This is a genomic window from Variovorax sp. Varisp41 (assembly GCF_047325085.1).
Lineage (GTDB): Bacteria > Pseudomonadota > Gammaproteobacteria > Burkholderiales > Burkholderiaceae_C > Variovorax.
The window spans coordinates 3,532,369-3,544,706 of sequence record NZ_CP168540.1 but is presented as its reverse complement, the minus strand read 5'-3'; the positions used below and the strand labels follow the sequence as shown (position 1 = coordinate 3,544,706).

At 70.4% G+C, this 12,338-nt stretch carries 12 protein-coding genes; 6 read left to right on the top strand and 6 right to left on the bottom strand.

What is annotated here, in order from left to right:
• Positions 1–16 precede the first annotated feature (16 nt).
• Together ACEN9J_RS16420 and ACEN9J_RS16415 are read left to right on the top strand one after the other, a co-directional pair.
• Positions 17–1,417, top strand: a complete 1,401-nt coding sequence (locus ACEN9J_RS16420) for an amidohydrolase family protein (protein ID WP_413761546.1) — start codon at positions 17–19, stop codon at positions 1,415–1,417.
• The gene (locus ACEN9J_RS16415) at positions 1,414–2,127 is read left to right on the top strand and encodes a sulfite exporter TauE/SafE family protein (protein ID WP_057599064.1); all 714 of its coding nucleotides are present in this window, start codon (positions 1,414–1,416) and stop codon (positions 2,125–2,127) included. The genes ACEN9J_RS16420 and ACEN9J_RS16415 overlap by 4 nt, the downstream gene beginning before the upstream one ends.
• 2 nt (positions 2,128–2,129) lie before the next feature.
• On the opposite strand, the gene ACEN9J_RS16410 is transcribed toward ACEN9J_RS16415, so the two are convergent.
• A complete protein-coding gene (locus ACEN9J_RS16410) occupies positions 2,130–2,702 on the bottom strand; it encodes a GNAT family N-acetyltransferase (protein WP_413761545.1) in 573 nt (190 codons plus the stop codon).
• Between the two features lie 100 nt (positions 2,703–2,802).
• Between ACEN9J_RS16410 and ACEN9J_RS16405 the strand changes: the two genes are divergently transcribed.
• Positions 2,803–4,545 carry a chloride channel protein gene (locus ACEN9J_RS16405; RefSeq protein WP_413761544.1) on the top strand — a complete coding sequence of 581 codons (1,743 nt, stop codon included), beginning with the start codon at positions 2,803–2,805 and terminating at the stop codon, positions 4,543–4,545.
• A gap of 9 nt (positions 4,546–4,554) precedes the next feature.
• Here ACEN9J_RS16405 and ACEN9J_RS16400 read toward each other — a convergent pair whose 3' ends face one another.
• Positions 4,555–5,565 carry a zinc-binding alcohol dehydrogenase family protein gene (locus tag ACEN9J_RS16400; protein WP_413761543.1) on the bottom strand — a complete coding sequence of 337 codons (1,011 nt, stop codon included), beginning with the start codon at positions 5,563–5,565 and terminating at the stop codon, positions 4,555–4,557.
• 91 nt (positions 5,566–5,656) lie between these two features.
• Here ACEN9J_RS16400 and ACEN9J_RS16395 point away from each other — a divergent pair, with 91 nt between their 5' ends.
• Together ACEN9J_RS16395 and ACEN9J_RS16390 are read left to right on the top strand one after the other, a co-directional pair.
• Positions 5,657–6,574 carry a LysR family transcriptional regulator gene (locus tag ACEN9J_RS16395; protein WP_057597833.1) on the top strand — a complete coding sequence of 306 codons (918 nt, stop codon included), beginning with the start codon at positions 5,657–5,659 and terminating at the stop codon, positions 6,572–6,574.
• 115 nt (positions 6,575–6,689) lie between these two features.
• Positions 6,690–7,757: an IS30 family transposase gene (locus ACEN9J_RS16390; protein WP_413761542.1), complete on the top strand. Its 1,068-nt coding sequence runs from the start codon at positions 6,690–6,692 to the stop codon at positions 7,755–7,757.
• Between the two features lie 557 nt (positions 7,758–8,314).
• On the opposite strand, the gene ACEN9J_RS16385 is transcribed toward ACEN9J_RS16390, so the two are convergent.
• On the bottom strand, positions 8,315–9,112 hold the full coding sequence (locus ACEN9J_RS16385) for an SDR family oxidoreductase (protein WP_413761541.1): 798 nt from the start codon (positions 9,110–9,112) through the stop codon (positions 8,315–8,317).
• A 63-nt stretch (positions 9,113–9,175) separates the two neighbouring features.
• On the opposite strand from ACEN9J_RS16385, the gene ACEN9J_RS16380 reads away from it, so the two are divergent.
• Entirely contained in the window at positions 9,176–10,003 is an 828-nt protein-coding gene (locus tag ACEN9J_RS16380; protein ID WP_057590898.1) for a creatininase family protein, read from the top strand.
• Positions 10,004–10,031: 28 nt separating this feature from the next.
• Here ACEN9J_RS16380 and ACEN9J_RS16375 read toward each other — a convergent pair whose 3' ends face one another.
• Genes ACEN9J_RS16375 through ACEN9J_RS16365 form a run of 3 tightly spaced genes read right to left on the bottom strand, consistent with a single transcriptional unit; the run spans position 10,032 to position 12,329 of the window.
• Entirely contained in the window at positions 10,032–10,997 is a 966-nt protein-coding gene (locus tag ACEN9J_RS16375) for a threonine dehydratase (RefSeq protein WP_413761540.1), read from the bottom strand.
• A 5-nt stretch (positions 10,998–11,002) separates the two neighbouring features.
• The gene (locus tag ACEN9J_RS16370) at positions 11,003–11,635 is read right to left on the bottom strand and encodes a LysE family translocator (RefSeq protein ID WP_261214929.1); all 633 of its coding nucleotides are present in this window, start codon (positions 11,633–11,635) and stop codon (positions 11,003–11,005) included.
• A gap of 1 nt (position 11,636) precedes the next feature.
• Entirely contained in the window at positions 11,637–12,329 is a 693-nt protein-coding gene (locus tag ACEN9J_RS16365; RefSeq protein ID WP_296736191.1) for a VOC family protein, read from the bottom strand.
• Between the last annotated feature and the right edge of the window lie 9 nt (positions 12,330–12,338).

Sequence of the window (12,338 nt, the reverse complement as noted above, 5' to 3'; positions counted from 1 at the left end):
TTTCCCGGATCCAGACATGTCCCCTGACCACGAGGCCGCGCCCTTCGCGGCCCCCGAGCTGCTGCTCGTGCCCGACCACCTGATGCTGCGCGACGGCCCGGCCACCGGCCACGCCGTGCACATCGCCGACGGCCGCTTCGCCGACATCGGCCTCGCCGAGCTGCTGGCCGCGCGCCATCCTCGACTGGTGCCGCAACGCCTGCCGGGCCGGCTGCTGATGCCCGGCATGATCGACGCGCACCACCATCTCACGCAGTCCTTCGGCAAGTCGCTGGCCTACGGCGAGCCGTCCGAGATCTTCCGGCGCGTGTGGGTGCCGCTCGAATCCAGCCTCGACGACGAGTTCGTCTACCTCGCGACCAAGCTCGCGGCGCTCGAGTCGCTGCGCGGCGGCTTCACCACCGTGTGCGACGCCGGCACCCGCGCGCCGGGCGACATCGGCGCGATGGCGCGCGCGCTGCACGAGACCGGCCTGCGCTGCGTGCTCGGGCTGATCTGCAACGACGGCGGCAACGAGAGCAGCGATGCCGAGCGCCGCGCGCTGAAGGCGCAGGCCGAGCGCTTCCTCGCGCGCTGGCAGGGCGATGCGCTGGTGCATCCCTCGCTCGCGATCTCGGTGCCCGAGGCGGCCTCCGACGAGATGCTGACGACCGTTTCCGCGCTGTGCGCCGAGGCCGGCACCGTGTTCCAGACCCACGTCAACGAGCACCTGGCCTCGGTCGAGCGCTCGGTGGTCGCGCGCGGCCGGCGCCCGCTGGAACTGCTCGCGCAGCTGGGCGCGCTCGGCCCGCAGGTGCTGATCGCGCACGGCACGCTGGTGACGCCGCCGGAGCTCATGCTGCTGCGCGACACCGACACCGCCGTCAGCTACAACCCGGTCGCGAGCCAGTGGAAGGGCAACGCGGTGGCGCCGGCCCATCTCATGGCCGCGCTCGGCATCCGCTTCGGCCTGGGCACCGATGCCACGCGCAGCGACGGCTTTCGCCTGATGGATGCGGCCGAGGCCGCGCAGAAGATCGCCTTCGGCCTGGCGGTGGGCGATGCCTCCAGCGGCGGCGGCTGGACCTGGTTCGACCATGCGACGCACGAGGGCGCGCGCGCCGCGGGCCTGGGCGCGCGCACCGGCGAGATCGCCGTGGGCAAGGCCGCCGACTTCCTGCTCGTGGACGTCGACACGCCCGAGATGTGCACCTCGGTCGACCTGACCTGGGACCTGGTGCGCCTGGGCAATCGCGACCAGATCGAGGCGGTGTTCGTCGATGGCCGGCTGCGGCTGTGGAAGGGCTGGCCCACCGACTGGGACGCGCGCGCGCTGCAACGGCAGCTCGCGCGCACCGCCCAGGCCGCGATTGCGCGCGCGCCGATCGTGCGGCTGCATCCCACGGCCGCCGAGCACCGGCGGCAGGTCGCCCGATGAGCGCGCAGCACCTCGTGCTGATGTCGCTGGCAGTGCTGGTCGCCGCCTTCGTGCAGGGCGCGACCGGCGTCGGCTTCGCGCTCATCGCCGCGCCGGTGATCGGCCTCGTGCGCCCCGAGCTGCTGCCGGTGTGCGTGCTGGTGCTGATGCTGCCGCTGAACCTCTACGTGGCCTGGCGCGAGCGCGGCGCGATCGACGGCACCGGCGCGCGCTGGATCACCGGCGGGCGCGTCGCGGGCACCGCGGGCGGCCTGTGGGTGCTGGCGGCGCTCAGCGCGGGCCAGCTCTCGCTGTTCGTCGGCGCCTCGACCGTCGCGGCCGCGCTGGTCACCCTGCTGATGCCGGCCTTCTCGCCGGGGCGCGGCGCCTTCGTCGGCGCCGGGTTGGTCACGGGCATCACCGAGACCGCCACCGGCATCGGCGGCCCGCCGCTGGCGCTGGTCTACCAGCACCAGCCGGCGCCCACCATGCGCTCGACCATCGCGCTGTGCTTCCTGCTCGGCGAACTGGTCTCGCTGGCCGTGCTGCTGGCCACCGGCCGCGTCGGCCTGCCGCAGCTGCAGGCCGCGGCGCTGCTGCTGCCGGCGCTGGTCGTGGGCGCGGTGCTCAGCCGCCTCGTGCATCGCCGCGTGAACGGGCGGCTGCTGCGCATCTTCGTGCAGGTGTTCGCGATCGTCTCGGGGCTGGTGCTGCTGGTGAAGGCCTTCTGATTTCAGGCGCCTTGTTGCGCCTGCCAGGCCGCGCGGTCGAGCCGGTAGAGGCAATGGCGGCGCAGCGGATGGCCCTCGGCCAGCAGCGGGTGGTCGAATTCGCCGGCCGGGTCCTCGCGCATGCCCAGGCGCTGCATCACCGCGCTCGAGCGCCGGTTGGGCAGCGCGGTGAAGGACACGATCTCGTCCAGCCCGAGCCGCTCGAAGCCCGTGGCCAACGAGGCGCGCGCCGCCTCGCTCGCGAGGCCCTGGCCCCACCATTGGCGCGCGAGCCGCCAGCCGATCTCCACGCAGGGCGAGAAGGGCAGGGCATAGGCCGGCGCATTGAGGCCGGTGAAGCCGATCAGCTCGCCCGAGTCCCTGTGCTCGGCGGCCCAGAAACCCCAGCCGTTCTGCGCGATGCGTTCGACGAAGCGCGCGACCAGCGCGTCGCTCTCCGCGCGCGACAGCGTGGCGGGAAAGAACTCCATCACCTTTGGATCGGCGACCAGCGCGGCGAAGGGCGCGAGGTCGCTCTCGCGCCACTGGCGCAGTCGAAGGCGGGGCGTTTCGGGTTCGATGAGCGTGCGGTCCATCGGGAGATTCTGGCGCAGACAGACGGCGGCGCCGATCGCCCATTTATGTCATGAGGTGATATATTTGCGCGCTTTCGCGCCACCGGCTTCCGGCCCCTCCATGTCCACCTTCACCCATCGCCGCGGCGACTTCGCGCTCGATGCGCGCCTGCTGCGCATCGCCACCCTGGCGGCCGTCATCGGCGCCGCGAGCACCGCGGCCGCGCGCGTGCTGCTCGACCTGATCCGCTTCTTCACCAACCTGTTCTTCTTCCAGGACTTCTCGCTGGCCGACCGCTCGCCGGCCGGCCACACGATGGGTGCCTGGGTGATCGCGGTGCCGGTGCTCGGCGGGCTGGTGATCGGGCTGATCGCGCGCTACGGCTCCGAGAAGATCCGCGGCCACGGCATTCCCGAGGCCATCGAGGCGATCCTGTTCGGCCGCAGCAAGATGTCGCCGAAGGTGGCGGTGCTCAAGCCGCTGTCCTCGGGCATCGCGATCGGCAGCGGCGGGCCCTTCGGCGCCGAGGGGCCGATCATCATGACCGGCGGCGCCATCGGGTCCCTGATCGCGCAGCACTTCCACCTGTCGGCGGCCGAGCGCAAGGCGCTGCTGGTGGCCGGCGCCACCGCGGGCATGACGGCGGTGTTCGGCACGCCGGTGGCCGCGGTGCTGCTGGCGGTCGAACTGCTGCTGTTCGAGCTGCGCCCGCGCAGCCTGCTGCCGGTGGCGATCGCCTGCGCGGTCGCGGGCTTCACGCGGCCGCTGCTGATGGAGGCCGGGCCGTTGTTCCCGCTGCAGACCGCGGCGCCGGGCCCGCTCGCGCTGCTGTCGTGCGTGGTGGCCGGACTGCTGTGCGGCGCGCTCTCGGCCAGCCTCTCGCTGTCGCTCTACAAGGTCGAGGACCTGTTCGGCAAGCTGCCGCTGCACTGGATGTGGTGGCCGGCGCTCGGTGGCCTCGCGGTGGGCATCGGCGGTTATTTCGAGCCGCGCGCGCTCGGCGTGGGCTACGACGTGATCGGCGACCTGCTGCACAACCAGCTGGCCTGGCAGGCGGTGTTGGCGCTGATCGCGGTCAAGGCGATCATCTGGGTGATCGCACTCGGCTCGGGCACCTCGGGCGGCGTGCTGGCGCCGCTCCTGATGATGGGCGCGGCGCTCGGCGCGGTGCTCTCGCACCTGCTGCCGGGCGGCGACCCGATGCTGTGGCCGCTGGTCTGCATGGCCGCCACGCTCGGCGGCACCATGCGCGCGCCGCTGATGGCCACCGTGTTCGCCTTCGGTCTCACGCACGACAGCAATGCGCTGCTGCCGCTGCTTGCCACCTCGGCCACCGCCTACGGTTTCACCGTGCTCACCATGCGCCGTTCGATCCTCACCGAGAAGATCGCGCGCCGCGGCCACCACATCTACCGCGAGTACGGCATCGATCCGCTCGAGCGCCAGTTCGTGGAAGAGGTGATGACGCGCGAGGTGCGCACCATCGACGCCGCCCTGCCGGTGGCCGAGGCGCTGGCCATGTACTTCGGCGAAGGCCAGGCGCACCGCGCGTTCCCGGTGCTGCGCGGGCGCGAGCTGATCGGCGTGGCCGACCGCGCCGTGCTCGCCGCCTGGAGCAACGGCACCGTCGGCGATGCCGTGGCCGGCACGCCGCCGGTGGTCGCGCTGCCCGGCGAGAACTGCCGTGCGGTCGCCACGCGGCTCGCGCGTCACGGCCTCGAGCGGCTGCCGGTGGTGCGCGATGCCGATTCGCGCCTGCTGGTCGGCATCGTGGCGCGCAGCGACCTCATCAAGCCCTCGCTCGCGCACTTCCACGAGGAGGAGCTGCGCGAGCGGGTGCGCAGCCTGCGCTGGAGACGCTGAGCTTCGTTTTCAGAACCCGGCCAGCACCACCTTGCCCTGGGCCTTGCCGCTTTCGATCAGCGCATGGGCGCGGCGCAGGTTGGCGGCGTTGATGGTGCCGAAGCTCGCGTTCGCGGTGGTGCGCACGCGGCCGGCGTCGACCAGCGCGGCCACCTCGGCCAGCAGCGCGCCCTGCTCGGCGATGTCGGGCGTCTCGAAGCGCGAGCGCGCGAACATCATTTCCCAGTGCAGCGACAGGCTCTTGGTCTTCAGCGGCATCGCGTCGAGCACCTTCATGTCGTCGATCACCGCGAGCTGGCCCTGGGGCTTGAGGCTCTCGATGATCTGCGCGTAGTGCTGCTCGGTCTGCGTGAGGCTCGCGACCATGTCGACCTCGGCGATGCCCGCCGCCTTGAGTTCGGCCGCGAGCGGCTTCGAATGGTCGATGACGAGGTGCGCGCCCAGTTCCAGGCACCAGGCGCGGGTCTCGGCGCGCGAGGCGGTGGCGACCACGCGCAGTTGCGTGAGCTGGCGCGCGAGCTGGATCAGGATCGAGCCCACGCCGCCGGCACCGCCGGTGATCAGCAGGGTCTGGCCCGCGCCGCCGCCCTTGGGCACGCGCAGGCGGTCGAACAGCAGCTCGTAGGCGGTGATGGTGGTCAGCGGCAGCGCGGCGGCCTGGGCATCGTCGAGCGTGCCCGGCGCGATCGCGGCGATGCGCTCGTCGACCGCGTGCAGTTCCGAATTGGCGCCGGGGCGCACGATCGATCCCGCGTAGTAGACGCGGTCGCCGACCTTGAAGCCTTTCACGCCCGCGCCGATGGCCTCGACCGTGCCGACCGCGTCCCAGCCCAGCACCTTGGCCTGGCCGGCCTCGGGCGCGGCGTTCCTGCGCACCTTGGTGTCGACCGGATTGACCGACACCGCCTTCACGCGCACCAGCAGGTCGCGCGCGCCGGGCTGGGGCGCGGGCAGCTCGATGTCCTGCAGCGCTTCGGGGTGGTCGATGGGGAGGGGCTGGTAGTAGCCGACGGCTTTCATGGCGGTTCCTTTGTGGCGGATCTGGAGATGGATCGAATGTAGGGGGACAATCCTGATTTGATAAGACTGGCTAGGCGAGCAACACTTTCAAATGAAGATTGAAAATACCTCGGACCTGCGGGTGCTGGTGCAGACCGCGCGCGCCGGCACGCTGACGGCCGCGGCCCATGCGCTGGGCATCACGCCCGCGGCTGCCAGCGCGACGCTCAAGCGGCTCGAGACGCAGCTCGGCGCGCGCCTGTTCGAGCGCTCCACGCGCGCCATGCGCCTCACGCCGCAGGGCCAGACCCTGCTCGACTACGCGGTGCGCGCCTTCGAGCTGCTGGCCGAGGGCGAATCGCTGGTCACGGCCGACCGCGGCGAGCTGGTCGGCACGCTGCGCGTGGCCGCGCCCTCGGACCTCACGCGCAGCACCCTCTTGCCCTGGTTCGACGAGTTCCTCGCGCTGCACACGGGCGTGCAGCTGTCGCTGTCGGTCGGCGACCGGCCGCTGGACGTGATGCGCGACGAGGTCGACGTGGCGCTGCGCTACGGCGCGCTGGCCGATTCGCGGCTGGTGGCGCGGCCGTTCGCGATGACCAACCCCTTGTTGACCGCCTCGCCCGACTACCTGCGGCGGCATCCGGCGCCGAAGGTGCCGCAGGACCTGGTGCATCACAACTGCCTGATCTTCAACCGCGGGGGGCGGCTGCATCGGGTCTGGCGATTTGCGCAGAACGGGCAGTGGACGGAGGTGCGGGTCGATGGGAACCGCAGCGTGGACGATGCTTCGCTGGCGCGCGAATGGGCGGTGGCGGGGTATGGGGTGACCTTGAAGTCGGCGCTCGATGTGCGTGGCGATATCGAGGCGGGGCGGCTTGTGCATCTGATGACGGATTGGGAGACGGAGCCTTATCCGTTGCATGCGTTGTTGCCTAGTGGGCGGTTTGTTGCGGCTCGGGTTCGGGCCTTGGTCGATTTTTTGGCGCTGAAGTTCGAGGGGTTGGGGCGGGATGTGTTCTCTGCTTAGGCTGTTGGCCGGGACTCGCCCCGGCGGGCGACTCACTTTTCTTGTCTCGCCAAGAAAAGTAAGGGCGGTCTCAAATATCAAGTGCAACACTCTTCAACCCTCAGGAGAGTGATGTATGCCAAGCGGTTACGAGCATTTGAGAGCAGAAGAGCGAGGGGTGATCATGGCGATGAGCCTGCAAGGCGGTAGTGCCAGGTCGATTGGCCGGATGCTGAACCGGGCGCCAAGCACCATCACCCGAGAGTTGCGGCGCAACGGCCACCATGCCGAGGGTGAAGTGGTGTGGGGGCGTCCGCGACGTGTTCCTGGCTATGACGCGGCATCTGCTGGCAAGCGAGCACTGCGAATGAGACGACGTGCCCGCCGCGCGCGCAAGCTTCGCCCGCACACTGCGTTGTGGTCACGCACGATCGAGCTATTGGGAAGGCGCTGGTCGCCCCAACAGATCGCCACTATCCTCAAGCGCGAACAGCCCGCACGCGCCGATATGCAAGCCTCGCACGAAACGATCTACACCGCCATTTACGCTCGCCCCAAGGGGGAACTGCGCAAGGAGTTGACGTCGCTGCTGCGTCAGGCGCGTGGGGCGCGCCGGCCTCACAGCCGCAATGCAGAGCAACGCGGCAAGTTGGCGGACATGCTCAGCATCCACGTACGTCCGCCCGAAGTGACCGACCGGCTGGTGCCAGGGCATTGGGAAGGTGACCTGATCAAAGGGGCACGCAATCAGTCATGCGTGGGCACCTTGGTGTGCCGAAGAACCTGCTTCGTGATGATCGTGAAGGTCGATGGTGCGACGGCGCTGGATGTCTTCAGAGGCTTCGAAACAGCATTTGGCCCGCTGGACGAAGCGCTTCGCAAGAGCCTGACGTACGACCAAGGCAAGGAGATGGCGCTGCACAAGCGGCTGGCCGAGAGCACGGGGCTGACCATTTACTTTGCCGATCCCCACAGCCCGTGGCAGCGGGGGCGCAACGAGAACATCAATGGCCTGATCAGGCAGTACCTGCCTAAAGGCACCGACCTGAGCGTCTACAGCCAGCGCCAGCTCGATGCCATTGCCTGGGAGCTCAACACCCGCCCGCGCAACACGCTCGATTGGAGGACGCCCGCGGAGGCCTTCTTCCAGGACTGCCTCGACCACAATGCGCAGTTTCCAGACGGTGTTGCACTTGGAGTTTGAGACCGCCAAGCAAAAGAAGGCGACCCCACTGTCTGCGACCCTCCGCTTCGCTCCGGGCAACCTGCGGTGCTCGCGTTTCGCGGGGTCTCGCAGAACTCGCTTCGCTCAAACAGCTGCGAGCCCTGATCCGCGAAACGCTGCGCTCCTCGGCGCAGCCAGAGGGGAGTGGCTCGGGCCATCGCTGCGCTCGGCCACAAAGACCCAACGGGCCTTCGCTTTGCTCGGCCCCGGTGGAAGAAGACCCCGGACCTTTGCATTCCCCCACCCCACACAAGGACGCGCCACGGCGCGTTGACCCTAGTCCCCTCTGGCTGTGCCGAGGAGCGCAGGAGAAAGCGGGATCAGGGCCGCAGCTGTTTGAGCGAAGCGAGTTCTGCGGACCCCCGCTTTCTCCGAGCACCGCAGGTTGCCCGTAGCGAAGCGGAGGGACACAGACAGTGGGGTCGCCTTCTCTTTGGTTACTTTCTCTTGGCGAGACAAGAGAAAGTGACTCGCCCGCCGGGGCGAGACCCGGCCAACAGCCTCAACAAAAAAGACACCAGCCCGCCAACCGCAATTCAAATCATCGGCGTAACCGCCCCATCCATCGCCACGATCGCCCCCGTCACATAACTGGCCTTCCCCGAAGCCAGAAACAGCACCGTATTCGCGACTTCTTCCGGCGTAGCAATGCGCCCCAGCGGCAGCCGAGCGGTGGCCCGCTTCAGCGCCTCGTCGGTATCGATGCCCTGCAGCTTCGCATCAGCCTTCATCCCTTCGGCCAGCCGCGCAGTCAGCGTGAGTCCAGGATTCACCGCATTCACGCGCACCCCCTTGGCGGCATAAGCCGCAGCCATCCCGGCACTGACCAGCATCAGCGCCGCATTGGCGGCACCACCGGCCATGTGCACGGGACTCGCGACCTTGCCGCCCTGCCCGATGACATTGACGATGGCCCCTCTGCCGCGCTGCCCCATGCGCTTGACCACCGGGTCGATCATGTGGATGTAGCTGAAGTACTTCGCGTCCATCGCGTCGTGCCAGGCGGTGGGCGTGAGGTCGTCGGGCGGGGTGCGGCGCGCGGCGCCGGCCGAGTTGACGAGCACGTCGACGGGGCCGAAGGCCTGCTCGGCGGCGTCGAGGGCGGCCAGGGCGGCCGTCGGGTCCTTGAGGTCGGCGGCATGCAGCGAGACACGGCCCTCGGCCTGCGCGTGGGCCGCGAGCAGCTCCTTGCGGCCCTGCTCCAGGTTGGCCGGATCGCGCGACACCAGGCTCACCTTCGCGCCTTCGCGCAGGAAACCGAGCGCGCAGGCCAGGCCGATGCCCTTGCTGCCGCCGGTGATGAGTACGTGGCGGTCCTGGAGTTCGAGATCCATGAAGGTGTCCTTGGGTTGGTTGGCGAAGTCGCGTGGATTGAATCACCGCTCTAAGATCGCCGGATGAACGCTCCCACGGTATCCCTGCCCCGCTTCTGGTCACAGCTGTCCACGCGCGACTTCGCCGCGCTCGATGTGGCAGCCACGGTGGCGGTGCTGCCGCTGGGCGCCACCGAGCAGCATGGGCCGCACCTGCCGCTCGGGGTCGACACGGTGCTGGCCGACGGCATCGTCGCGGCGGCGCTGCCGCTGCTGCCGGCCGAGCTGCCGGTGCTGTTCCTGCCGACCCAGCAGATCGGACTGAGCCCCGAGCACGCGCGCTTCGCGGGCACGCTCACGCTGTCGTCCGAGACGCTGATCCGCATGTGGAGCGAGATCGGCGCCGGGGTGGCGCGCGCCGGGGTGAAGAAGCTGGTGCTGTTCAACGCGCATGGCGGCCACGTGGGCGCGATGGACATCGTGGCGCGCGAGCTGCGCGCCGCGCACGGGCTGATCGTCTATTCCGCGAGCTGGTTCAACCTGCCGCTGGGCGAGGCGGGCGCCCGATTCAGCGCGCACGAACACCGCTTCGGCGTGCATGCGGGCGAGATCGAGACCTCGATGATGCTGGCGCTCGCGCCGCAGCTGGTGCGCATGGACGCGGCACAGGATTTCCGCTCCAGCTCCGAGCAGCGCGCGGCCGATTACGCGATCCTCGGCAACGGCAGGAGCGCGAAGCTCGGCTGGGCGATCGAGGACTACAACGCGCAGGGCGCGGCGGGCAATGCGGCGGCGGCCACGGCGTCGGCGGGCCAGGCGGTCGTCGATGCCGCGGCGGCGCAGCTCGCGCTGCTGCTGGCCGAGGTGTCGCGCCTGCCGCTGAGCACCGCGAACACCGGCCCGCTGCCCTGAAAAAGAGCGAGAGAAGAGCGGGGGCCGCTCAGGCCTTCGCCAGCACCTCGGCGAACATGCCCGAGTCGACGTTGCCGCCCGTCAGGCTGATGCCCACCGTCTTGCCGCGCCAGCGTTCGCGCTGCTGAAGCGCGCCCGCGAGCGCGGCGGCGCCCGCGCCCTCGGCCACGTTGTGGGTGTCGCTGAAGAGGATGCGCATCGCCTCGCCGACCTCCTCGTCGCTGACCGCGATCACGTCGTCGGCCTCGCGCAGCAGCACCTCGAGCGACTCGGGCACGGGCACGCGGCAGGCCATGCCGTCGGCCAGGCGCGTGCTCACCGGCGACTCGACAGGACTGCGCGCGCGGAGCGAATCGAGGTAGGCGGTGGCATGGGCCGACACCACGCCGACGATCTTGGTGGCGACGCCGCAGTGCGCGCGCGCCGCTGCCGCGCCCGCGAAGCCCGAGCCCAGGCCGATGGGCACGAACAGCACGTCGGGCGGCGCGTGCTTCAGCGCCTCGAAGAACTCGACGTAGGCGGTCGACACGCCGCGCACCAGCTCGCGGTGGAACGAGGGCACGCGGTGCAAGCCGTCGCGCTCGGCCAGCACGGCCGCATGCTCGGACGCGGCCTGGAAGTCCTCGCCGTGCTCGACCAGTTCGACGCCGAGCGCGCGCATCGCGGCGTTTTTCTCGACCGAGTTGCCGTGCGGCACCACGATGGTCGCGGCCAGGCCGTGCCGGCGCGCCGCGAAGCCGAGCGACTGGCCGTGGTTGCCGCGCGTGGCGCTGATCACGTGGCGCGCCTCGGGCCGCTCGCGTGCCAGCGTCTCGAAGTAGGTCAGGCCGCCGCGGATCTTGAAGGCGCCGACCGGCGTGTGGTTCTCGTGCTTGGCCCAGAGCTTCGCGCCCAGGCGCCGTTCGAGCAGCGGCCAGGCGTACTGCGGCGTGGGCGGCATCGCCGCGTGCACGGTGGCGAGCGCGGCTTCCATTTCTTCGCGGGTGAATCGCATGGGGGTCACTTTCTTTCGGTCAATGCGACACGCACCGCCAGCGCGGCGAGCACGCTGCCCATCACGTAGCGCTGCGCGCGCAGCCAGCCTTCGCTCTTCGACAGCACGGCCGTGATGCTCGCGGCGCCGACGATCATCGCCGTGTTGACCACGGCGCTGCTGGCCATCTGCGCGGCGCCGAGCTGCAGGCTCTGCAGCAGCACCGAGCCGCGCTCGGGATGGATGAACTGCGGAAAGAACGAGAGGTAGAACATCGCCACCTTCGGGTTCAGCAGGTTGGTGAGGAAGCCCATGCGGAACAGCTTGCCCGGCGGGTCGGCCGGCAGCGCGCGGGCCTCGAAGGGCGCCGCGCCGCCGGGGCGCACCGCCTGCCATGCGAGCCACAGCAGGTAGGCCGCGCCCGCGAAGCGGATCGCGTCGAAGGCCAGCGGCACCGCGAGCAGCAGCGCCGTGAGCCCGAGCGCGGCGGCGCACAGGTGCACCAGGAAGGCCATCAGCACGCCGCCCAGCGAGATCAGCCCGGCGCGGCGGCCCTGGATCAGGGTGCGCGAGACGCAATAGATCATGTTCGGCCCGGGCGTGAGCGCGAGCAGCAGCGAGGCGAGCGCGAACCAGGCGATTTCGGTCAGGGTCAGCATGTCAGAGTCCTCGGGATTCCAGGGTGACGGGGCCGCGCGGCGTGTCGAGCACGGCCACGAGGTTCGGTGGGCCGGCCTCGACCTGCAGCGCGCGCAGGCCGATGGCCGAGAGCGCGGCCGACAGCGCCGGCGCGCGCGGATGCGTGGCATGCAGCGAGCGCAATGCGAGGCCCGAGGCCGGCATGGCATCGACCGGATGCACCGGGCCCCACTGGATCAGCGTGGGCAGCGCGCCGTAGAACAGCCGCTGGCCGTCGTCGCGCACCGCGATCTGCCATTCGAGCCGGCCGGCCGCGGTGTCGCGCGAGGCCTCGAGCAGGTGGCCGCGGTCGATGTGCGCATGCTCCTCGCGCGCCAGGGCCTGGATGGCGGCGCGCGCATCGGGCACGCGCGCCACGAAGTGGATCAGCCGCGGGCCGTGCCGAGCGAGCCCGGCCTGCAGCTCGGCATCGTCGAGATCGAACCAGCGGCGCGTGTTCGGGCGCGATGGCGTCTTGCCCGGCTCGATCGCGATGATCTCGGCATAGGCGCGCGGAAAGGTCTCGCTCGCGACCTTCAGCAGCCGGTTGTGGGTGCCCATCAGCGGATGCGCGCCGCCGGGCGCGGGCACCACGCCCAGCGTGGCCTCGCACCAGGCCACGCCCTCGGCCAGCGAGGCGGCGGCGATCACGAGGTGGTCGACTTCGGCGTGCATGGCGCGGTC